This is a genomic window from Terriglobales bacterium, from assembly GCA_035561515.1.
GTDB lineage: Bacteria > Acidobacteriota > Terriglobia > Terriglobales > Acidobacteriaceae > DATMXP01.
Genome location: DATMXP010000023.1, coordinates 112,832 through 135,218, shown reverse-complemented (window position 1 = coordinate 135,218; position 22,387 = coordinate 112,832). Strand labels below are relative to the sequence as shown.

General features: G+C 57.3%; 15 protein-coding genes. 8 read left to right on the top strand and 7 right to left on the bottom strand.

Features of this window, described 5'->3' with window-relative positions:
• The first annotated feature begins 27 nt into the window (after positions 1–27).
• Both VN577_10890 and VN577_10885 read left to right on the top strand, forming a co-directional pair.
• Positions 28–3,513 carry a carboxypeptidase regulatory-like domain-containing protein gene (locus VN577_10890; GenBank protein HWR15329.1) on the top strand — a complete coding sequence of 1,162 codons (3,486 nt, stop codon included), beginning with the start codon at positions 28–30 and terminating at the stop codon, positions 3,511–3,513.
• A gap of 59 nt (positions 3,514–3,572) precedes the next feature.
• Positions 3,573–5,585: a DUF4962 domain-containing protein gene (locus VN577_10885; protein HWR15328.1), complete on the top strand. Its 2,013-nt coding sequence runs from the start codon at positions 3,573–3,575 to the stop codon at positions 5,583–5,585.
• 80 nt (positions 5,586–5,665) lie between these two features.
• On the opposite strand, the gene VN577_10880 is transcribed toward VN577_10885, so the two are convergent.
• Positions 5,666–6,976, bottom strand: a complete 1,311-nt coding sequence (locus VN577_10880; GenBank protein ID HWR15327.1) for a cation:proton antiporter — start codon at positions 6,974–6,976, stop codon at positions 5,666–5,668.
• 143 nt (positions 6,977–7,119) lie between these two features.
• Between VN577_10880 and VN577_10875 the strand changes: the two genes are divergently transcribed.
• Positions 7,120–8,568, top strand: a complete 1,449-nt coding sequence (locus VN577_10875; GenBank protein HWR15326.1) for an aminoacyl-histidine dipeptidase — start codon at positions 7,120–7,122, stop codon at positions 8,566–8,568.
• A gap of 40 nt (positions 8,569–8,608) precedes the next feature.
• Here VN577_10875 and kynU read toward each other — a convergent pair whose 3' ends face one another.
• The 6 genes from kynU to VN577_10845 are packed head-to-tail and all read right to left on the bottom strand — an operon-like array spanning position 8,609 to position 15,572.
• Positions 8,609–9,886 (bottom strand): kynureninase, encoded by a 1,278-nt coding sequence (gene kynU / locus VN577_10870; protein HWR15325.1) that lies wholly within the window; start codon positions 9,884–9,886, stop codon positions 8,609–8,611.
• Complete coding sequence (locus tag VN577_10865; protein HWR15324.1) at positions 9,887–11,251, bottom strand: NAD(P)/FAD-dependent oxidoreductase; 1,365 nt, start codon at positions 11,249–11,251, stop codon at positions 9,887–9,889.
• The gene (locus VN577_10860) at positions 11,248–13,158 is read right to left on the bottom strand and encodes a tryptophan 2,3-dioxygenase family protein (GenBank protein ID HWR15323.1); all 1,911 of its coding nucleotides are present in this window, start codon (positions 13,156–13,158) and stop codon (positions 11,248–11,250) included. Before VN577_10860 ends, VN577_10865 begins: the two co-directional genes overlap by 4 nt.
• A gap of 6 nt (positions 13,159–13,164) precedes the next feature.
• A complete protein-coding gene (locus tag VN577_10855; protein HWR15322.1) occupies positions 13,165–13,695 on the bottom strand; it encodes a 3-hydroxyanthranilate 3,4-dioxygenase in 531 nt (176 codons plus the stop codon).
• A gap of 3 nt (positions 13,696–13,698) precedes the next feature.
• The gene (locus tag VN577_10850; protein ID HWR15321.1) at positions 13,699–14,115 is read right to left on the bottom strand and encodes a RidA family protein; all 417 of its coding nucleotides are present in this window, start codon (positions 14,113–14,115) and stop codon (positions 13,699–13,701) included.
• A 2-nt stretch (positions 14,116–14,117) separates the two neighbouring features.
• Complete coding sequence (locus tag VN577_10845) at positions 14,118–15,572, bottom strand: 2-hydroxymuconic semialdehyde dehydrogenase (protein HWR15320.1); 1,455 nt, start codon at positions 15,570–15,572, stop codon at positions 14,118–14,120.
• Between the two features lie 425 nt (positions 15,573–15,997).
• On the opposite strand from VN577_10845, the gene VN577_10840 reads away from it, so the two are divergent.
• The 5 genes from VN577_10840 to VN577_10820 are packed head-to-tail and all read left to right on the top strand — an operon-like array spanning position 15,998 to position 22,387.
• A complete protein-coding gene (locus VN577_10840) occupies positions 15,998–16,537 on the top strand; it encodes an NAD(P)H-dependent oxidoreductase subunit E (GenBank protein HWR15319.1) in 540 nt (179 codons plus the stop codon).
• Entirely contained in the window at positions 16,537–19,695 is a 3,159-nt protein-coding gene (locus tag VN577_10835; protein ID HWR15318.1) for an FAD-dependent oxidoreductase, read from the top strand. The genes VN577_10840 and VN577_10835 overlap by 1 nt, the downstream gene beginning before the upstream one ends.
• Before the next feature lie 11 nt (positions 19,696–19,706).
• On the top strand, positions 19,707–20,423 hold the full coding sequence (gene hoxU, locus VN577_10830) for a bidirectional hydrogenase complex protein HoxU (protein HWR15317.1): 717 nt from the start codon (positions 19,707–19,709) through the stop codon (positions 20,421–20,423).
• Entirely contained in the window at positions 20,420–20,950 is a 531-nt protein-coding gene (locus tag VN577_10825; GenBank protein ID HWR15316.1) for a hypothetical protein, read from the top strand. The genes hoxU and VN577_10825 overlap by 4 nt, the downstream gene beginning before the upstream one ends.
• Before the next feature lie 9 nt (positions 20,951–20,959).
• Positions 20,960–22,387 (top strand): Ni/Fe hydrogenase subunit alpha, encoded by a 1,428-nt coding sequence (locus tag VN577_10820; GenBank protein HWR15315.1) that lies wholly within the window; start codon positions 20,960–20,962, stop codon positions 22,385–22,387.

Here is a 22,387-nt window from a genome sequence, read left to right as displayed (position 1 = left end):
TAGCAGTGGACACAAAGGAGTGAGGCAATGATGCTACAGAGTTTCTCAAGGAAGAAGTCTCAGTTAGTAGGAACCGTTTTGTTATTGGCTGCTCTCGTTTTCACGATGAGTTCAGGGCTGTACGGCCAGGCAACTGCCACCATCACTGGTCGTGTTACCGACCCGAACGGGGCCGTAGTCCCCAAAGCCGCCGTCGTGGTGGAAAGCTCAGAACTAGCCGTAACCAGAACCGCCGAAACCAACGCAGAGGGACGGTTCAACGTCCCTAACCTCCAGGTCGGAATCTACTCTCTCAAGGTTAACGCTCCCGGCTTCGCGCCGTATGAACAGACAAACATCAAGCTCGATGTAGGCAGCATCTTCAATCGCGAGGTCTCGCTCACTGTCGGCTCGAAGAGCGAATCCGTCACCGTTAGCGGAGAGATATATCAGACGCTCAACACCGAGACCGCGAACGTCGAGACCCTCATCTCCGGAACCCAGGTTCGCGACCTTGCGCTTAATGGACGGAATTGGGCTCAGTTAATTAACCTTGCGCCGGGCACCGCGGCTCTCACCCAGGATTCGCAGCAGGGAACCAACGTCCGCATCGACGATACGGCTATCAACGGCACACGTCGTCGCTTTGCTCCCACAATCGACGGCGTCAGCAACGTCGATCATGGATCCGTCGGAACGCAGGTGAACAACATCAGTATCGACGCGATTGCCGAGTTCAAGCTCGTCAGCACTCCTTACAGCGCCGAGTTCGGCGGACAGGCCGGGCCCGCCATCAATGTCGTTACCAAGCGCGGAACGACTAAGTTTCACGGAACGCTGTTTGAATTTTTCCGTCACGACGCACTGAACGCCTATTCATGGGAAAGCAAGCGCGTCAGCGGCACGCCGGAAAAGGCTCATCTGCGGTTCAACAACTTCGGCGGATTTGTCGGCGGCCCGGTGTATAAAAACAAGCTGTTCTTTTTCGCCGGCGTCGAATGGAAGATCCCGAAAACCGGCCGTTCGCTGAACGAGCAGGTTCCCACGCTGGCAATGCGACAAGGTAACTTTAGCGCCTTCCTGCCCACCAACTCCGGCCCAATCACCTCATGTACACAAACGCTTTCAGCCGCCGATAAAGGCAAGTTCATCCTGTGCGACAAGAGCGCCTCCACCACCGGGACGCCGTTCCCCAACAACATCATCCCGGCGAACAAGATTTCGCCGAACGGCCTAGCGATCCTGAATCTGTTCCCGCAGCCGAACTCGGGCACCGCTACGTATATCGCGTCTCCGGTCACGGATCGCACGGTACGTCAGGACTTGGCGCGCCTTGACTGGACGGTTTCCGACAAGATCAGCCTCTTTGGACGTTGGACACGCGACAACTTCGACTCCGACAATCCGCTCGGGTCCAGCTTCGATAACCAGAATCTGCCTATCGCTCCCGATAAGCACCAGCGCATCGGAAACACCGCCATGGGCAGCTACACTCATATTCTTTCGAACACACTGCTCAATGAGTTGACATTTGCCTGGCAGCGCAACGATCAGACGATTGAATACCAGGACCTGAATCAGATCGACCGCACGGCTCGCGGAATCAACTTCACGGAGATTTTCCCGGAGAACCGGCTCAATAAGATTCCCGAAGTCAGCATTCAGGGCTACAGCACCATCAGCGGCAACGGACTGCCGTATGACATTCAGGCGCAAAGCTGGGAGATTCGCGATAACCTCACCAAGTCCATCGGCGCACACACCATGAAGTTCGGTATGCTTTACCTCCGCAGCTTCAAGCAGGAAAACACGCGCGTGCGCGACGGCGGCACCATCACCTTCAGCAGCGGAAGCGACTCTTCTTTCCGCCCGCAGGACAGCGGCAACGCCGTTGCGAACCTGTTGCTGGGCGCCTACCAGCGTTACCAGGAATACTCCAACACAACCAACGTGCCCTCGCACTACAACCAGTGGGAGTTCTACATCAACGACCAGTGGCGTGTGAATCCGAGGTTATCCTTGACTCTCGGTCTGCGCTATCAGTACATACCGTGGCCGGTTGCTGAAGATGCTCGCATTATCGGCTTCGACCCAAGCCGGTTCGACGCCAACAAGGCTCCGCTTGGGACGAACATCTCCAGTGGCACCATCAACCTGATTGCCGATCCAACCGGTACTCACACTCGCGCTGAGGGATACTACGATCCATATAACGGAATCGTTCTGCCGGGCTGTGACAACAACTTTGGCGATCCGAATCTCACTCGTTTGCTCGATTGCCGTCCCAGCGGACTAGCTACGAGTGGCAATCGAGGTATCGCGCCGCGCTTCGGCTTTGCCATTGATCCTTTCGGTAACGGAAAGACTTCCATACGTGGCGGAGCCGGTATCTACTACGATCGCACCTTGCTGAACCCGATTCGCGATGCGGGTGCCAATCCGCCGTTCACGTATCAGCCGAATATCACCAATGGCCGTCAGTACACCACTCCGTCCTCGGTGGTTCCGACTTTCAACAATCCACTCGATACGGTTGGCGCTGGCGGTACCGGCAAGCCCCTCATTCAGACCCTCAATGTCTTTGCGGGCGAAATGAAGCCGGGAGCCATCTACGCCTACAGCTTCGGCATTCAGCGAGAACTGCCGTGGTCGTCGATGTTCGAGATAAGCTACGTCGGCAACCAGGGACGATTCCTCACACATCGTCGCGATATCAACTATGTTCTGGCCGAAAAGGCGCTTCAGTTGAAGGCGGACGGCACGTACCTGAACCCGAACACCGACACTGTTCGTCAGTACCTCGGCTATCAGGCCATCCAACAGCAGGAGAACAATGGCGTCTCCAATTACAACGGTCTGCAGACAAACTACGTCAAGCGCACCACGCGGGGTCTGTCGCTCAGCGTTGCCTATACCTGGAGCAAAACCCTCAACAACTTCGACACCGAAACCTCCAACCTCCGCGCACCCTTCGACCCCTCATACGATCGCAGCTACGCCGATTTCGATCGCCGGCACGTGATCGCCATGAGCTACGTGTATGAGCTTCCGTTCATGAAGAACCAGCGCGGTGTAAGCGGTAAGTTCCTTGGCGGATGGCAGCTTTCAGGTACTACTACCATCCAGTCTGGCCGCCACTTTAGCCTTTCCGGCGGAACCCGCGCGAGCACTGCTCCCAGTATCGGCTTCGGTGGCAACACCGATCAAATTGCCAACTGGCGTGATTTGCCGGCACTCTCGAGCGAAAACCTCTGGATCAACCCGGCGGCCTTTACCGGACGTCGTGGCTTCATTGCAGCTATTCCACGGAACGTTATCGAAATGCCGATGTCACAGTTCTGGAACATGTCGCTGATGAAGTGGACAAACGTCACCGAGCGGGTGAAGTTCCAGTTCCGCGCTGAGGCGTTCAACATCTTCAACCGACCGAACTTCCGTACGGTGCAGACCAACTTCAGTTCCTCGAATTTTGGTCAGTTAACGGAGACGGAAGATCCGCGTGTACTGCAGTTCGCTCTGAAACTGTCGTTCTAGTTACGGCCAACATGGGGACGGTGTCCCTCTCGCCACCGTCCCCTTTTTGAAGGAACCGAATGAGACTGACTTTGAGGTTTGCAGCGAGCCTAATACTTCTTATTACTTTTGCAACTGCGCAGGATGCGCATGAAGCTCTAGGGCCAAAAGATAGCGCCTCGACCCGCAAGACACCCCATCCGCTCTCGGCGCTGATGACCAGTCTTAAGTCGCAGATCAAGCCGGAATTACGTGGGAAACATCCCCGCGTTTACTTCACCGACTCGGAATTGCAGCAACTCCGCGAAGCCTCGCGCACCACTCACCGGCAGATGTGGCAGGAAGTTCTCAATGATGTTCGCGCGACGAAGTCCACACCTCCTCCGCCTCCCGCGGAAGAACGACGAGCCCAGAACACCGTCGGACTCGCCATCGCCGAAGCCGCCTTTGTTTACCGTATCGAAGGCGATAAGAAGTATCTCGACGCGGCAAAGAAGTGGATGGATGCTGCCGTCAGCTACGACGTCTGGGGATACCGCTTCAACAAGCCCAACGTTGATCTCGCTGCTGGGCACCTTCTTTATGGGATGGGCATAGGCTACGACCTGCTATACAGCGACCTCACGCCCGCCGAGCGCACTCGTTACCGCGACAAGATCGCCCGGCAGGCGCAGCTCCTGGCAGACTACTATCGTCCAAAGCCTGGACGCACTTTTTCGTATTCGCAGAACCATGTATTCATCCCTATATCCGGACTCGCCGTTGCCGCCTACGCGGTATACGACGAAGTACCCGAAGCCAAGCAGTGGGCTGCTCTTTCGCGTGCCATCTACGACCGCGTTCTTGCCACCTACTCGCCAGACGGGTACTACTATGAGGGCTTCGAGTACTGGGTGTTTTCAACTCCTTGGATCATCCACTACCTCGATGCTCACAAGCACGCCACCGGAGAGGATCTCTACGAACATCCCGGCCTGAAGCAGGCGCACCTTTATCTCGCTCACGTAATCCTTCCCGGTGGAGAAACCATCTTCGATTTTGGCGACGTCTACGAAGGCCCGATCACGCGTGCCAGGCAGGGAGACGAATATGCCCGCGCCAATCCCGGTTGGAAGCTTCATACCAACTACAACCTTTTATATAGGCTGGCACAGCGCTATCAAAACCCTGATGCCCAGGGCGTTGCTCTCTGGATGCGGGAGCAACAACAGGTCAACTTTGAGAACTGGTGGTCGCTCCCCTGGTTCGATGCTAAGCTGAGGCCCTCCCCGATTCAATCCCTCACCCCCTGGCACTACTTCCCGGACCACGAGGTCGTGTTCTGGCGTTCTGATTGGACGTCAGGCGCAACCGCCTTCGCTTTCAAGTGCGGTCCGCCTGAAGGCCACCACACCGCCGAAATTCTGAAAAAGTTTCCCGACTGGCACCTCTCGGCCGGGCATTCTCATCCTGACGCAAACAGCTTCATCATCTGGGCCAACGGCGCTTATCTTACGGGTGACAGCGGATATTCAGGTGTCCCCAAGACCGAGCAGCACAATACTGTCCTCGTTGACAAGAAGGGCCAGGGACTTGAGGGAGAGGGCCACGACCCTTGGCGCGGCATGCCTTATGAGGAACTGAACAAAGTTCGTTTCCTCGACCTTCAACTGGCGCCGACTTTCGCGCACATTAGTGGGGAAGCCGCCGGAGCGTACGACGGCTCATTCGGTGTGCAGTCATTCAATCGCAACTTCCTGTTCATCGCACCCGGATCTTTCTACGTCTGGGATGCGATCAAAACCAGTGCGCCGCGTACCGTTACGTCGTTGATCCACTCCGACAGTACCGTTAAGAATTCAGGCAAGAACATGTTTGAGCTCCAGAACGGCACGGCGACGTTATTGCTTCAACTTCGCTATCCGCAAAACGCCAGTATCCAGACGGAACCCAACCTGGTGATGGCGCCGGGCCGTCCTGGATCCGTTGACAAAGGGGAACTGCAGAAACGTGGCGAACGCCTTGCTATCAGCACCACGCAACCCTCAACGGAGACTCAGTTCTTTGTTTCCTTCCAGGTGCCGGAGAGCGCGAAGGAAAGCACTGGCAAGTAAGTCCCGATTCGGGAACGGCGATGTCAAGGGGGCCAAGGCCCCCTTTTTTACGTAGGTTCCTGATTTCAGGAAAGGCGGAGTTAAGCCGCAGCGTGGCCGGGCTCGGTAGCCGATTCACATGGCGCGCCTTCTTTGGGAGTGAGCAATGGCCACCCCTTTCGAATGACGTACTCGAGCCAGAACCCCGCCGCCTGCGACGTAAGCACCGCCGCCAGCACCAGCGTTGTGTAGAAGACAGGATTAATGACGCCGGCATCGAAGGCCACGCTCGCCAGCACGATCCCCGGCCCCCCTCGCGCATTCGTCGCCACCGCAAGGTTGACCATGTCGAGTCCACGGAACCCCGCCAGCCTCGCGCCCAACGATACCGACGCCAGCTTCATGACGCAGCTAGCAACCACGAACACCACCAGCAGCCAGAGCGAGAACGACTTCGACAGATCGAGGCGGTAGCCGACGATGGCAAAGTAAATCGGCACAAAAACGGAAAAGCCGATCTTATCGACCACGGCCATCGGTTCCGCAAAGAGCTGACGTTTCTTGTGGATGACCGCAAATCCCGCCAGAAAGGCGGCAAAGACCAGGCTAACGCCAAGTACTCCAGCCACTGCACAATACGCCAGAAGCACGCCGATTACGTAGGCAACCGGCGTCTGCTGTGCGAGCACGTTCCAGCGCTGTTTGTTCAGCTTCTTCACCGCTCGAGGCAACAACGTGAGCCCCAGCAGGAAGAACGCGGCGGTCGTAAACAGGTGAAGCGCAATGCTCCCCGGATTCAGGATGGAAGCGCCCGCCAGCGCAGTCGCCACCGCGAGCGCCGCCCACAGCGCGATGTCCTCCAGCACGGCAACGCCGAGTACAAGCCGTGCGAAGCGAGTGTGCAGAATCTGGAGGTCCGCGAAGATTCGAGCAATAACCGGAATCGAAGTTACCGCCACGCCGATCGCCAGTACGATCACAAGCGAGATCGTATTCGCCTTCGGCCCGGCGATGCTGCTCAGGTCGAGGAACGGAGCAACCGAGAGCGCCACAAGGAAAGGCAGCAACGTCCCCACGCTCACAAGCCAGCCGACTTCACGGCGCTCCTCGCGCGTGAACAACTGCCGCACCTTCGCACCCGACAAGAACATGTGCAGCAACAAACCCCAGTTATAGAGGAAGCCGATGACAGCCGCGTATTTCGGCCCAGCAGCCGAATGAGTGTGATAAAGCCAGGCAAACCCTTGGGGAAAGACAAATCCGAGAATCGACGGGCCAAGCAGCAAGCCGGCCAGAATTTCGCCTATGACTCGCGGCTGGCGCAACCGCGTGAACAAATGCCCGAGAAGGTGGGCCAGTCCAAGAATCAGAACCAGGACTAACGTAAGGCCAGCGATTTCCTGCTCGTTCAACCCGCAACCCCAGATTCAAAAGTGCTTTACGGCAGGTAGTTTGGATGTAACCTGCTGGAAACAAGCTGCCTTAACTCATTCGTGGATTCGCCAATTCGTCCCGCTCCTGTACGATATTTGGTTCACTTTAATACGGAGCCGCTATGACAACTGTTCTTGCAGACCTGCAACCGAAAGAGCTTTGGAAGCACTTTGAGGCCATCACGAAAATTCCTCGCGCCTCGACGAAGGAAGCCGCCATGCGCGAGTACGTCCTCGGCGTCGCGAAGCGCCTCGGGCTTGAGACCGAATCCGACAAAGTCGGCAATATCGTTATCCGCAAGCCCGCTCGCCCCGGGCGTGAGAAGGCAGTTCCTACGCTGCTGCAGGGTCATCTCGATATGGTCTGTGAAAAGAATGAGGGCACAGCGCACAACTTCGATACCGACCCGATCGAAGTCACCCGCGACGGTGACTGGCTGAAAGCCAAGGGCACGACGCTCGGTGCCGACAATGGCATCGGCGTGGCCGCGTCGCTGGCTGTGATGGAAAGCAACGACATCGCTCATGGTCCGCTCGAGTTTGTTTTCACCATCGACGAAGAGACCGGTCTGACCGGCGCGGCGGAATTTCCTCCGGGAATGCTTCGCTCGAAGTACTTCCTCAATCTCGACAACGAAGAAACCGGAACGCTGTGCATTGGATGTTCCGGTGGTTTGAACACCACGGCAAAACGGAAGGTGACGTTCGTTGCTCCCAAGGGCAATGCCGCTTTTCGGATCAAGGTTTCCGGACTGAAGGGCGGACATTCCGGAGTCGACATTCATCAAGGCCGCGGTAATGCACTGCGCATTCTCGGTCGCGCCTTGCAAGCCACGCTCGAAGCCGTTCCGGTTGAGATCGCCGAGCTAAAAGGCGGAAGCGCTCGCAACGTGATCCCGCGTGAGGCCTCGGCCATCGTTGTGGTTGATGGTGCCAAAGAAGTCGATCTGAAGAAGGTGCTTGCGACGGTAGAGAGCGAACAACAAACCGATCTCGGCGGATTCGATCCGGGATTGAAGATCTCCGTCGAGCCTATCGAGCGTCCGGCAAAAGTGCTCGACGCCACAGACGCCAAAGCAACCGTCGATCTGTTGGTGACGATTCCGCACGGTGTCCTAGCAATGAGTCCTGACATAGCGGGCCTAGTGCAGACTTCGACCAACTTGGCTGTGATCGCGACCAAAGACGACTCGGTTGAGATCTCAACTAGTCAGCGAAGCGCCATTCGCAGCAGCATCCTTGCTGCCGGGAAGATGGTAGCGACCGCCTGTCGCCTCGCCGGATTCGAAGCCGAGAGCGGCGGAGGGTATCCCGGATGGAAACCGGAACCGCAGAGCGACATTGTCGTGAAACATCAGCAGGTTGCGAAAGATGTCTTCGGCAAAGAGATGAAACTGATCGCAATGCATGCCGGATTGGAATGCGGCGTCATCGGCGAAAAGTATCCCGGAATGCAGATGATTTCCTTCGGCCCGACGATCGTGGATCCGCACAGCCCGAACGAGCGGGTACAGATCTCGACGGTTGAGAGCTTTTGGAAGTACCTGAAGGCAGTCTTGGAAAAGCTGTAAAGGCAGTCTAATTGGTGAAGGCGCACCTTCGAGTGCGCCTTTACTTTTGTAGTGCGGAGATGAAGTGCTGCACGAATTTGTGAACGTCCGTGAATGAGTTGTAAAGCGGAACAGGTGCGATGCGGATGATGTCGGGCTCGCGCCAGTCGCAGAGGATACCTTCGGCGATGAGACGGTCGCAGATGGCGTGGCCGTTCTGCGGGATTCGCAGCGAGAGTTGCGCTCCACGCCGATCGGGGTCACGAGGCGTGATGATCGTGAACTTGGGAGACTTGTGCTGGTCGAGTAAGGCCTCTGCGTACCCGGTGAGCGCGACGCTTTTCTGACGCAAGCGGTCCATGCGAGCTTCTGCGAAGATGTCCATCGAGGCGCGAAGCGCAGCCATCGAAAGAATCGACGGATTGCTCAGTTGCCATCCGTCGGCGCCGAGCATCGGCTCGAAGTCGGGCCCCATGCGAAAGCGGGTTTCCTCGTTGTGGCCCCACCAACCTGCGAAGCGTGGCAGGTCGAAATTGCGGGCGTGCCGTTCATGGACGAAGCATCCGGCGATGCAGCCTGGTCCGCCGTTCAGGTACTTGTAGTTGCACCACACAGCGAAGTCGACATGCCAGTCGTGCAACCGCAGGAGGAGATTTCCCGCAGCGTGTGCCAAGTCGAAAGCAACCACACAACCTTTTTCATGGCCGGCCTTGGTGATGCCCTCCATGTCGAACGCTTGACCACTGGAGTAGTTCACGCCACCGAGCATGATCAGAGCAATCGAATCACCATCGCGTTCGATCAGCGACAGGATGTCGGCGTCGCGAATGGTGGCTTCCCCGTCGCGAGGCTTGAGTTCGACGAGTGATGTCGCTGGGTCGAATCCGTGAAAGCTGACCTGCGATTTGACCGCATACTGGTCGGAAGGAAATGCGCTCGCCTCGATGACGATCTTGTGGCGCAGTTTTGTCGGACGGTAGAACGAAACCATCATCAGGTGCAGGTTTACCGTCAACGAATTCATAACCACCACTTCGGATGGGTTCGCACCAACGACGTGAGCCGTTTGTTCGGTCAGATAGCGGTGATATGGCATCCACGGATTTTTTCCGTGGAAGTGGGCCTCTACTCCGAGCTCAGCCCAGTCCTTCAACTCCTGCTCCAGATACTGGCGCACGCTCTTTGGCTGAAGACCAAGCGAGTGTCCGCACAGGTAAACGCAATCGGAGCCATCCGTCTTTTTGGGAATGTGGAAGCGCTGGCGGAACGACGCCAGGGAATCGCGAGAATCCAAGGTCTCGGCGTATTCGAGAGAGGTGTCGATACTTGCACTGGCCACTTAGAGCTCCCTTAACGGCGTGAGTTGCTGGTGCACGAGACGCTCTGCTTTGTTCCAGTCGATATCTTCGAGGCTCTTTGCCGAATCGCACAGCTCCGACAAGATGCGATCTTGAACTCTTCCGCGGGCGAGGGCAACCGAGTAGGGAACACGGAGGAAGGTCACCATCGCGTACTTGGGAACGAAGTGCCCAGGGAACCGCGATTCGAGCGCCAGTTCGACCTTCTTCTTGAACAGGAAATGCGGATCAGCGACTTGGTCCCGCATCTCGACGAAGTTCTCGATGGCGAGGTCGGCAATCGCGTCGGTGTTCTCCTTGCGCGCAGTATGGAATTTGTCGAAGAGCGTTTGCCAGTCCGGACCGTGCCGGTCGAGCAGTTCGAGGAATATGGAGCAGTCTTCGAAAGCGCAGTTCAAACCTTGTCCGAAGAAGGGAACAATGGCGTGCGCTGCGTCGCCCAGAAGGAGCGCTCGTCCGTCGAGGTGCCAGGGAGAACACTTGATTGTGACCATGGCGCCCACAGGATTGGAAAAGTAATTCTCGGTAAGCTGCGGCATAAGCGCCACGGCATCTGGAAATCGCTCCTCGAAAAAGCGCTGCACCTTTCCTTCGCTACTGAGTTCAGCGAAACTGTCGCGCCCCTCGAACGGAAGGAACAAAATGCATGCGAAGTTACCGTCGATGTTTGGCAGCGCGATCAGCATGTATGTTCCGCGTGGCCAGATGTGGAGCGCATTGGTTTCAATAGCGGGCTTGCCGCCGGGGCCAGCCGGGATCGTCAGCTCCTTGTAGCCGTAATCGAGATACTGCTGCGAGAAGTTGAACCGCGGAATGGAGAGCATTTCCGAGCGAACAGCTGATGCTGCTCCATCCGTCGCGATGACAATGTCGGAAGCGACGGCACGATCCGAGTGAGATTCGGCGTCGCGCAGGGTAATGTCGCCAGTCCGGGTGTCGTAGCCAACGCAGCGCTGATTGAACTCAATCTTCACTCCCCGTTTTTCCGCGGCATTCATCAAAGCAATGTTCAGGTCGGCGCGCGAGATAGAGTTGATGACCTCGCTTTCGTCCTTTCCGTAGGGTTGAAACGTGAGCTCACCGGCGACGGAGTGCATCATACGGCCCTTCATGGGGACGATGATCTTCTTCATCTCGTTCCAGAGGCCAGCTTCGGTTAGCGCATGAATGCCGCGGGTGGAAAGGGCGAGATTGATCGATCTCCCGGCGCTGATGCGCACCCTGCGCATGTCGGGACGGCGCTCAAAGATGCGGACGGAAAAGCCGCGCTGAACGAGCGAAATAGCAAGCAGCGGCCCAGCGAGTCCGGAGCCGATAAGCGTGATTTCCTTTGCTCCCTTGCTCATTCGCCTTCCGGTTGCCGCAACATGGTGCGAGCCTGCCAAAGTTCGGGAAAGAAGCGCTTATCGAGAGTGGTGCGTAGATAGGAAGATCCTTCGCTGCCTCCGGTACCCATGCGGAGTCCGATAGTGCGTTCCACCATTTGGATGTGACGCAAGCGCCAACCGACGACGAGTTCGTCAAACTCCGTGAGCCGTTCGCAGACATCCAGCCAGTCGCGATAATTGCGTTCATCTTCGTAGAGGTCCCGGATGGCCTCGGCCCGTTCGTCAAAGTTCGACTCTGGTCGCGGTGTCTTCAGCTTGCCGATTGAATGCAAGGCGTCGAAGAAGACGTCATGAAGAGAAGGCTCTTCCATGCGGCGGCGAAGCCGGGCATGAGCTTGTGGCGCGTGCTCGTGATGGTGAAGGAGCTTCGCGTCCTTCATGCCGCAGACGAACTCGATTTCCCGGAACTGCTCGGACTGAAATCCGCTGGCTGGCTCAAGCTTGCCGCGGAACGCGAGGAAATGAGTGGGCAGCATGGTCTCGAGGATGGTGAACTGCGAAACCAGTACGCGCATAATTTCAGTGCAGCGGCGCAGCAGACGCGCTGCTTCATAGACTTCGTCGCGTGATGCCGAGTTCACGGCGACGGCCTTCATGCTGGCGACGATGGCATCGAGATCGTGGAGTAGTTCCTTGAACCAGAGTTCGTATGTCTGGTGGATGATGATGAACAAAAGCTCGTCGTGCTTTGGCGGTGACGACTTCAGCTCCTGAAGAGCCAACAGATCGGAGATCTTCAGGTAGGAGCCATAGGTGAGCAGCTTTTCGACGGAGGTTTGATCGATATCGGTAAAACTGGCCTTACTTCCTTCGCCTTTGAAGGGACATCCGATCTCAGCCGGGAGGGGTGCGGTATCTGTCTTTTTCTGTGTCACAGGAAGATTCAACCATTGAGCGGCGTTATCGCCGAGGATCTTTGTTTTTACCGCAACTGGCAGGTGGCTTTCGCGAACCAGGCGTCCGACATGCTCTTCGCCGAGAGGGAAGGGATAGTCGGAGCCGAGAACGACGCGGTCTTCGCTCATTGTCTCGATGAGAAACTTGAGCGCGCGCTCGTCAAAGACGGCCGAATCGACATAAAAGCGGTCGACGTATTCCTTCGGCGAACGTTCGCAGCAGCCGCGAGCAATGGGGTGGTGCTCCCACGCATTCTGAAGGCGGCCAAGCAGGAAGGCGAAGCTTCCACCCCCGTGGGCAAAACAGAGGCGCAGTGATTTCGGCAGGCGATCGAACGCACCACTTACGATCAGCGACACTATACCAAGGTGGGTTTCCGCAGGCATGGCTACAGTCCAAGGAAGCATGTAGTTCGTCATGCGATCGCGTCCCATCATGTCCCACGGATGTACGAGAACGGCGGCGCCTTCGTTTGCGCAATGCTGGAGAAAGGTGAGAACGCCAGGATCGTCGAGATTTTTTTCGCCGACGTGATTTCCGATCTGGACGCCAAGGTGACCGGCCTTCATGCAGCGAGAGAGTTCCTTGCACGCAGCATCGATGTCCTGCAGCGGAACCTGGCACAGCGCCTTCAAGCGAGAAGGGTTGCTACTGCACAGTTCTAAGGCGGCGTCGTTGAAAAACTTCGCGACCTCCAGGGCATGTTCCGCCGGACGCTGATACGAGAACAGGACAGGAGTCGCGCACATCAATTGCACGTCGACGCCGTCGCGATCCATTTCCTCGAGACGGAGTTGCGGATCCCAGCAGGCTGAGTAAATGCGACGGAACTCGCGGTTTCCCAGCATGATGACCGCCTTGCCGGGCTCGGTGTGTCTGATGGATGGCCAGTCAGGTGTGCCGAATTGCTCCGTGAAATCGGGCCACTGCTGGGGGAAGAAGTGAGTATGGATATCGATGGTCGGCATCTTCTGTTATGACCTGCCTGGGTGTACCGTCCCACAATGTTTGCAGCGCCGGGCGTCCTCGTTGCCGTAGAAGGCTTCGAAGAGCGGTGGAAGATCTTTGACGATACTTTTGAGCCGCACCTCGGCGCGATGAATGAGTTGATGACAGTTCGGGCAATACCACTCGAATGCGTCGAGTGCACCTTCTGGCCGCGGCATTTCGATGACGAGGCCGATGGTGTCAGACTTTCGCTGAGGCGAGTGGCGCACGTGCTTCGGAAGCAGGAAGACTTCTCCTTCACGGATGGGAACTTCCAACGGCGGCATGCCGGGTTCCTGCATGAGGCGAAGGACGATGTCGCCTTTTAGCTGATAGAAGAATTCCTCGGTAGGATCGTCGTGAAAGTCGCGGCGCTGGTTGGGTCCTCCGACTACGGTGACCATGAACTCGCCGTCTTCCCAGACCTGCGCGTTGCCGACAGGCGGCTTGAGTTTGTCCTTGTGTTCTTTGATCCACTTCTGGAGGTTGAAAGCTTTCAGCGTCGCAATCGATGGCATTTTCTAATCCTTGATTGGCTTGTATGCCACTGCCTTGATTTCAATGAGCAAATGCGGATGCGGTAACTGGTGAACAGCAACTGTGGTGCGAGCGGGACCGTCGTAGTCGAAGAACTCACCGTAGACCTCGTTATACCCGCCGAAGTCATTCATGTTGACAAGAAACGTGGAGATTTCGACCACATCTTTGAGATTGGCACCGGCGCTGGCGAGGATGTCACGAATGTTCTCGATCACGGCTCGGGTCTGCTCGCGGATATCCAGTTGCGTGGTGCCCATGGCGTCAACTTTGGCGCCGGCAATCGTGTTGTCGGAACGGCGAGAACTGGTGCCCGAGACGAAGAGGAAGTCTCCGGCGCGCTTGATGTGCGGATACTTGCCTCGGGGTTTTGCTTTCCCTTCCAGTACGGTGCTAGCCATGTTTATGTCCTGATGCAGATGTTGTTCAGTTCCGAATAAAAATTGAGCGAATGAATGCCGCCCTCACGGCCGATACCGGATAGGCCCACACCTCCGAAGGGCGTGCGGAGATCGCGCAGGAACCAGCAGTTAACCCAGGTGATGCCGACATTCATCTGGCGTGCGACGCGATGGGCGCGCTTGAGGTTCTGCGTCCAGATGGAAGCGGCAAGTCCGTACTTGGTGTTGTTCGCCAACGCGATCGCTTCTTCTTCCGAGTCGAAGAAAGTGATGCTGCAAACGGGTCCGAAGATCTCTTCCGTCACGCAGCGCGCGCATTCATTGAGTCCGGTGAAGATGGTGGGCTGCACGTAAAAGCCGTTCGCGCGGGCGTCTGCGAAGTGGGGCGCGTCACCGCCGGTGACAACGGTCGCGCCTTCCTCACGCGCAAGCCGGTAATAGGAAAGAACTTTGTCACGGTGTAAAGCCGAAATGAGCGGGCCGAAGTTCGTAGCAGGGTCGGTAGGCCATCCGACGTTCAGGCTTTCGGCTTTCTTCTTCAGCGCGGATACAAATTCATCGAAGATCGAGCGCTGCACGTAAACACGCTCGGCACAGAGGCAGACTTGTCCGGTGTTGGTGAAAACCGCTTCAGCCAGACCCGCTATGGTTTCGTCTAGATCGCAATCGGCGAAGACGATAGCTGCGTTCTTGCCGCCGAGTTCGAACGAGACCGGACGCACGTGTGGTGCGCAGGCCCGCATGATTTCGGCGCCCGTACGCGATTCGCCGGTGAAGGTGATGGCGTCCACGTCGGGATGGCGTACGAGAGCTTCACCGGCAGAGTTGGGACCGAATCCGTGGACGAGGTTGAAGGCGCCGTTGGGGACTCCGGCCTGCTGCATGACTTCAGCAAGCAGGGTGGCGCTGGCGGGAGTCTCTTCCGACGGTTTGACTACTACGGCGTTTCCGCACGCGAGCGCGGGTGCGACCTTCCAAGTCAAAAGGAGAAGAGGAAGGTTCCACGGAGTTATGATGCCAACAACACCCATCGGCTTTCGGACGGCGTAATTGAGGGCGGTACGGCCGTCGGGAGTTTCGGTTTCAAAGGCTTCAAGAGCGGCGGTCTTGATCATATCGGCAAATACGCGAAAGTTTGCTGCGCCGCGTGGGATGTCGAGCTTGGAGGCAAGCGAAATGGGTTTGCCGGTATCGGCGACCTCGGCTTGAACAAAGTCGTCGAAACGGGAGTCGATAGCGTCCGCAATTCTGTAGAGCATGGCGGCGCGCTCGCGAACCTTGGACTTTCCCCATTCGTGATCGACTGCGCGATGAGCCGACTGAACGGCCTCGTCGACGAGCTCCGGAGTGGCCTCAGAGACCTCGGCGATGGTGGTGCCGTCGGCAGGATTGATGTCGGGGAAGGTGGAGTTTGCGGACACAAACCGACCATCCACGTAGTTCTGGAGCAGCTTCAAGTTTGACCTTTCGTGACGGGACCCACTGCCCTGACCCACACTTCGCTGCCGAACATTATAAGGATGCGAGGTGACGTAGGACAGCCGGGGGCTTTCGTGCCGTAGGGAAAGCGGGTTCTGGCGTTCTGTCGCACGCCTCCACGTGACTCCCATCACTGCGAGGGGCCATGTTTGGTTCGATGCTGATGCTGAACATTTAGGCGCAGTGGCGCTCCACATTCAGCCCTCGGAGCGACCGATCTGAAGACTGCGACCATGCGTGTGCCTTTGGACAGGAGAGCGCACGTAAATCCGTTACGCAGGATTCGCGGCGGACGTAAGAACACACCAGTATCACGTCCGCTTGCATGAAGGACCAGGCCCGGTCACCCCGCCTCCCGGGTCACGATGAGCCCCTATTGCCGACAAAGCTTGAAAGGACAGCTATGCCTACCGTGGTGCAAGAGCGCCGAAATCTGAAAGAGCAGGCATTCATTGATGAGGTCATTGCCAATAAAGGCAGTCGCCCTGGAGCACTGTTGGGGATACTCGAAGCGGTGCAGGAACACAACCCGCACAAGTATCTTCCAATGGAAACGCTGCGCTACATCGCCTACAAGACCGACATTCCACTCTCGCACATATATAGCGTGGTGACGTTCTACGCGCTGTTTAACCTGCAACCGCAGGGCGAGAACTCGATTTGCATATGCCGCGGCACGGCGTGTCACACGCGTGGGTCAAGAAACCTGCTGCAGAGCGTAAGGCTTGAACTGGGGCTGGGACTCGAGAATACAAGCGATTCCACGGAAGGCGACAAGATGCTGATGACCACGGCGGACAAGAAGTTCACAGTGCGAACCGTGGCGTGCTTTGGCCAGTGCGCGCTGGCACCGGTGGTCGAGATTAATCACCGCATCTGCGGACACATGAATGAACGGACTCTACAGCGCGAGATCGAGAACATAGAGCGGGAGAATGACTGATGGGCCGCATTCAAGACATTGGCGTTTTCAACGAAGTGCGGGAAATGGGAATGGCACGACTGGTGCCGGCGATGCCGCGTATCACGGTGGGGATGGGAACCTGCGGCCGGGGCAATGGAGCGGAAGGTGTCTATCATGCGTTTACTGAGGAAATCGAGCGCAGCGGAGCCGACATCATCCTGGCCGGAGTGGGCTGCTTTGGTCCGTGCTTCCAGGAACCGCTGGTTACCATCCGCATGCCCGGACAGCCAGTGCTGGTTCTACGCAGGGTGCAGCCCAACGACGTCCCGCGAATCCTGCACGATCTTTCTACAGGGCTGGTGTCTCCCGACCTGATCTACTGCAAGATCGAAGAATGGGAGCACATCACATCAATCATCCGCTACGGGCATGGCTATCCCGAGGTGCCGAACTGGTTCGACGTGCCGTTCTTCAAAGGCCAGAAGAAGATCGTTCTGCGGAACTGCGGATTCATCAATCCGGACGATATTGAAGAGTACATTGCGATCGGTGGTTACCAGGCACTCTACAAAGTGCTGATTGAAGCCAAGCCGGAGATGGTGATCGAACAACTGAAGGCGTCGAAGTTGCGCGGCCGCGGCGGGGCAGGATTCCTCACCGGTAACAAGTGGGAGTTTCTTGCGAAGGCAGTAGCGGATCACAAGTACATCATCTGCAATGCCGACGAGGGCGATCCGGGCGCGTACATGAACCGGAACGAAATCGAGAGTGATCCACATGCGTTGCTGGAAGGCATGATCATCGGCAGCTACGTGATGGGCGCGACGCAGGGAATCATTTACGTTCGCGCGGAGTATCCACTTGCGGTTCACCGCCTGAATCGCGCGATCGAGCAGGCCCGCGAGTACGGAATGCTTGGTGAGAACATCCTTGGGCGTGGGTTCAAGTTCGACATCGAACTGGTGGAAGGCGCAGGCGCGTTTGTGTGTGGTGAAGAAACCGCACTGATCGCATCTCTCGAGGGGCAGGCGGGCAGGCCGCGTCCGCGTCCGCCGTTTCCAGCACAAAAGGGCCTGTGGGGACGCCCTACGAACATTAATAACGTTGAAACCTGGTACAACATTGCGCCGATCGTCATGAAGGGTCCGGCGTGGTTTACGGAGACGGGGAGCCCCCGTAGCGCAGGCACCAAGGTGTTTTCGCTCGTCGGAAAGGTTCAGAACACCGGGCTCGTGGAGATGCCCCTGGGCACTCCGCTTAAGACGTTTGTGTACGACATTGGCGAGGGCGGCCCGAACGGAAAGCAGGTAAAGGCGATTCAGACTGGCGGACCGTCAGGCGGATGTATCCCCCACGACATGTTTGACACGGCGGTGGACTACGAGTCGCTCGGCGCTCTGGGTTCGATCATGGGGTCGGGCGGCATGGTGGTGATGGACGAAGACAACTGCATGGTTGATGTCGCCCGTTACTTCATCGAGTTCACGCACTCGGAATCGTGCGGTAAATGCATTCCTTGCCGGGTGGGACTGAATAAGTGCTTGCGCATCCTGAACCAGATCACGGAGGGAGGAGGCGCACCGCGGCATATAGATTTGCTCGACGAACTCAGCCGTTACATCCGCGATTGTTCGCTGTGTGGATTAGGTCAAACGGCGCCCAATCCTGTGCTGACGACCCTGCGGCACTTCCGGGCGGAATTTGAGGACCACATTGTTTCTCGTCGCTGCGCCGCGGGTGTATGCGAAGAGCTTGCGCTTTCGCCGTGCGAGAACAGTTGTCCGCTGCACATGAACATTCCGCGTTTTCTGCAACTTTATAAAGAGAACCGCCTCGAAGATGCGTTTGAGGCCGTTCTTCTGGACAACCCGTTGCCGGCATCTACCGGGCGCGTGTGCCAGCATCCGTGCGACAGTCGCTGCCGGCGCCAGATGCTGGATGAATCAGTGAACATGCGAGAGGTGCATCGGTTCATTGCCGATTCCATCCTCTTGAGCGACGACTATAAGAAGGCGTTTGCGCGGATCGCGGCGCGGAAGCTGCCCTCGACCGGACGCAAAATTGCAGTTGCAGGTGCCGGTCCGGCCGGATTGACAGCGGCGTTCTACCTGGCGCTGCTCGGACACGACGTTACGATTTACGACTCAATGCCTGAAGCAGGTGGAATGCTTAGGTTCGCCTTGCCTCAGTACCGTCTGCCAAAAGAGGTGCTGAAGCGGGAGATCGAACTTATCGAGCATCTCGGGGTGAAGTTTGTCTTCAACACGCGCGTAGGTTTCGACGTTCCGCTGAACGACCTCGACGACCGGTACGACGCCGTTTTCATCTCGATCGGCACGTGGAAGGAGTCGTGGGTATACCAGCCGGGGACGGAATTGAAGGGCGTGTATCCCGCGCTTAATTTCCTTGAAGCAGTAGCGAAAGGTGACGAGGTGTCGATCGGCAAGAAGGTCGCCGTCATCGGCGGCGGCAACGCTGCGATCGACTCGGCACGTACGGCGCTGCGTCGCGGCGCCGACGTGACCGTCTTCTACCGCCGCGAACGCAAAGACATGCCGGCCATCGAAGAAGAGACACGGGCGGCGAGGGAGGAAGGCGTAAAGTTTGTCTTCCTGGCGGCGCCGCACCGCGTTCTTGGCGACCAGAAGGGGAATATCAAGAGTATCGAGATCGTGAAGACACGGCTCGGTGAATACGATTCATCCGGCCGCCGCAAGCCGATCAATACCAATGAGATTCAACGCTACGACTGCGACTCTGTGATCTATGCCGTGGGCGAGACAGTTGATCTTGATTTTGCGCGGGCGTCAGGACTGAGCCTGAAGGAGTCAGGAACGATTGAGGTGAACCGGTTCACCCTCGAGACAAGCCGTCCGCGCTTCTATGCGGGCGGTGACGTAATTACCGGAGCGTCAAACGTTTCGAACGCCATGGCTTACGGCAAGCTGGCAGCGCGGAATATCGATACTCAATTGATGGAAACCTCCCGCTGGAGCGAGTTGTTTCCGAATGTGGAGTACAGCATGCTGCCGCCCGAAGAGCCCAGCCAGGCACATCGTCATTCAGGACATCACACCGCTGCCCCAGCGCGCGCCACCTCGGAGCAGGAAGTGGTGCGGTGCATTACCCAGGAAGAGGCGCTCGAGGAAGCGTGCCGATGCCTGAGATGTGACGTGGAAGTGGTCCCAGCGAGTTAAAGGAGCGCAACTTGGCCAAGAAAAAAGTATCCATCCGAATCGACGGCGAATTGATCAGCGCCGATGAAGGTCAGACGATCCTTCAGGCAGCGAAGGCCGAAGGGAAATACATTCCGACGCTCTGCGACCTCGATGGCATCACGCCGGTTGGAGCGTGCCGCTTGTGCATTGTGGAGGTTTCGGGAATCGACCGGCTGTTACCCGCATGTACCACGCCGATCCAGGACGGAATGTCCGTGACGACGAACTCGCCGAAACTGGCCCGGTACCGGCGTATCGCGATCGAACTTCTGCTGGTGGAGAGAAACCACATCTGCTCAGTGTGTGTTTCGAATGGGCATTGCGAATTGCAGGCCATGGCGACTTCGATGGGCGTCGCGACTGTCCGGTTTGCGTACAACTACCCGAAACTGTCACTGGACGCGTCGCACCCGAGATTTGTACTCGATCACAACCGTTGCATCCTGTGTACCCGGTGCGTGCGCGTTTGTGCGGAACTCGAGGGCGCCCACGTTTGGGAGATGAACTCACGCGGCATCAATGCACGTATCGTCAGCGAGCTGAACAGCAAGTGGGGTGACGCACACACCTGTACAAACTGCGGCAAGTGCGTGCAGGCGTGCCCGACGGGCGCACTGTCCGAGAAACATAAAGCCGTAGAGGAGATGGTGAAGCGTACGGACAATCTGGATCAGCTGGTGCGCCGTAGAAAGGCGGTAATCGCATGAAGAAGGTGAAGGTTGCCACAGTCTGGCTCGACGGCTGTTCCGGCTGCCACATGTCGCTTCTGGATATGGACGCCGCAATCATCCCGCTGGCGCGCAAGATCGATATCGTCTACGGGCCGCTGGTCGATGCGCAGGAGTTTCCCGAGGAAGTGGATGTAACCCTGGTGGAAGGTGCGATTAGTTCGCAGGACGACCTCAACAAGATCCAGAAGATCCGGCAACACACGAAGGTGCTGATCTCGTTGGGCGACTGTGCGGTCGCCGGCAATGTCCCGGCCATGCGTAATTCGCTGCCGGTGAACAAGATGCTGCACAGCATTTATGTGGAGAACACTCAGGAAAATCATGTGATCCCGGGTGAAAAGGTGCCGGCGTTGCTGAAGCAGGCACGTCCGTTGCGGGAATACGTGAAGGTGGACCTCACATTGCCGGGATGCCCTCCGCCCGCGAAATCCATTTCGTCGCTTTTGACGGACCTCCTTGAAAGCGGCAAACCAGACCCCAACCTTGTGGTGAAGTTCGGATAAGGAAAGCACATGGCTACGAAACGAATCGTCATTGAACCCGTCAGCCGGATCGAAGGCCACGCGAAAGTGGCTATTCAACTCGATGAGAAGGGAGCCGTCGCGGGAACGGAGTTCAGCGTGACGCAGGTGCGGGGTTTTGAGAAGTTCACCGAGGGCCGTCCGTTTTACGAGATGCCGGGCATTACTTCGCGCATTTGTGGAATTTGCCCAATAAGCCATGCGCTCGCGTCCTCGAAGGCGTGCGACTCGATCATGGCGCTCCGTATTCCGCCAGCAGCGCGAAAGCTACGCGAACTGGTCCACTGCGCGCAGTTCGTTCAGTCACATGCGCTCAGTTTTTTCTATCTTGCAGCGCCTGATTTCCTGCTTGGTATGGATTCCGACCCAGCCACAAGAAATGTGCTAGGGGTTGTGGCAAATCATCCGGACCTCGCGCGAGATGGAATTGAACTGCGCAAATTCGGGCTGCACATCATCGAAAGCCTGGCTGGTGAGCGAGTACACCCATCGTGGATTGTGCCAGGGGGAGTCGCCAGCCCGCTATCGCAACAGGTCCGCGACCGTTTGTTCTTTGACGTACCCAACATGAAGGCGATCGTCGACCGGGCGTTGAAGCTTTTCCAGGCGGTGGTGAGTGACTACCAGGAAGAAGTAGAGTTCTTCGGCTCGACACCGACGATGTACGCCGGGTTGGTCAATCCTTATGGGAACCTTGAGTTGTATGACGGCGCTCTTCGTTTTCGCAGTGAGACGGGAGAAGTATCACATGACCAGATTCCGGCTGAGGATTATGCGACGTGGATCGGCGAGGCGAGTCTGCGAGAGTCGTATCTGAAGGCGCCATATTTCAAGCCGCGTGGGTTCCCGAAGGGCATTTACCGGGTGGGTCCGCTGGGACGCTTGAATGTGGTTGAGCGCTGCGGTACACCAAAGGCAGATGCCGAACTGCTGACGTTCCGCCAGCGCTTTGGCTCGCCTGTCCATAGCGCGTTCCTCTACCACTATGCGCGGTTGATCGAGATTATCTACGCCCTGGAAAAAATCGAACTGCTCTTGAATGATCCGGTGATTCTCGATCCGCATGTACGTGCGACTGGCGGCGTGAATGCACCGGAGGGTGTCGGGATGATCGAGGCTCCACGGGGAACGCTCATCCATCACTATAAGGTGAACGATGAGGGGGTGATCACCTGGGCGAACCTGATCGTTGCCACCGGACACAACAACCTGGCGATAGGGAAGAGCGTCCACCAGGTCGCGGAGCACTTCGTGAAAGGTGACAAGATCGAGGAAGGCATGCTGAACCGGGTCTCGGCAGTGGTGAGAGCCTACGACCCGTGCCTCAGTTGCTCAACGCATGCGAACGGTCAGATAGCGATGCACATCAAGTTACTATCACCCAAAGGTGAAGTACTGGATGAAGTGTCGAACGATTGA

Bases quoted from the DNA above. Each gene is read 5' to 3' on its own strand.
- VN577_10890 (HWR15329.1), top strand. From the start codon at position 28: ATGATGCTACAGAGTTTCTCAAGGAAGAAGTCTCAGTTAGTAGGAACC.
- VN577_10885 (HWR15328.1), top strand. From the start codon at position 3,573: ATGAGACTGACTTTGAGGTTTGCAGCGAGCCTAATACTTCTTATTACT.
- VN577_10875 (HWR15326.1), top strand. From the start codon at position 7,120: ATGACAACTGTTCTTGCAGACCTGCAACCGAAAGAGCTTTGGAAGCAC.
- VN577_10865 (HWR15324.1), bottom strand. From the start codon at position 11,251: ATGAGCAAGGGAGCAAAGGAAATCACGCTTATCGGCTCCGGACTCGCT.
- VN577_10860 (HWR15323.1), bottom strand. From the start codon at position 13,158: ATGCCGACCATCGATATCCATACTCACTTCTTCCCCCAGCAGTGGCCC.
- VN577_10855 (HWR15322.1), bottom strand. From the start codon at position 13,695: ATGCCATCGATTGCGACGCTGAAAGCTTTCAACCTCCAGAAGTGGATC.
- VN577_10850 (HWR15321.1), bottom strand. From the start codon at position 14,115: ATGGCTAGCACCGTACTGGAAGGGAAAGCAAAACCCCGAGGCAAGTAT.
- VN577_10840 (HWR15319.1), top strand. From the start codon at position 15,998: ATGCCTACCGTGGTGCAAGAGCGCCGAAATCTGAAAGAGCAGGCATTC.
- VN577_10835 (HWR15318.1), top strand. From the start codon at position 16,537: ATGGGCCGCATTCAAGACATTGGCGTTTTCAACGAAGTGCGGGAAATG.
- VN577_10825 (HWR15316.1), top strand. From the start codon at position 20,420: ATGAAGAAGGTGAAGGTTGCCACAGTCTGGCTCGACGGCTGTTCCGGC.
- VN577_10820 (HWR15315.1), top strand. From the start codon at position 20,960: ATGGCTACGAAACGAATCGTCATTGAACCCGTCAGCCGGATCGAAGGC.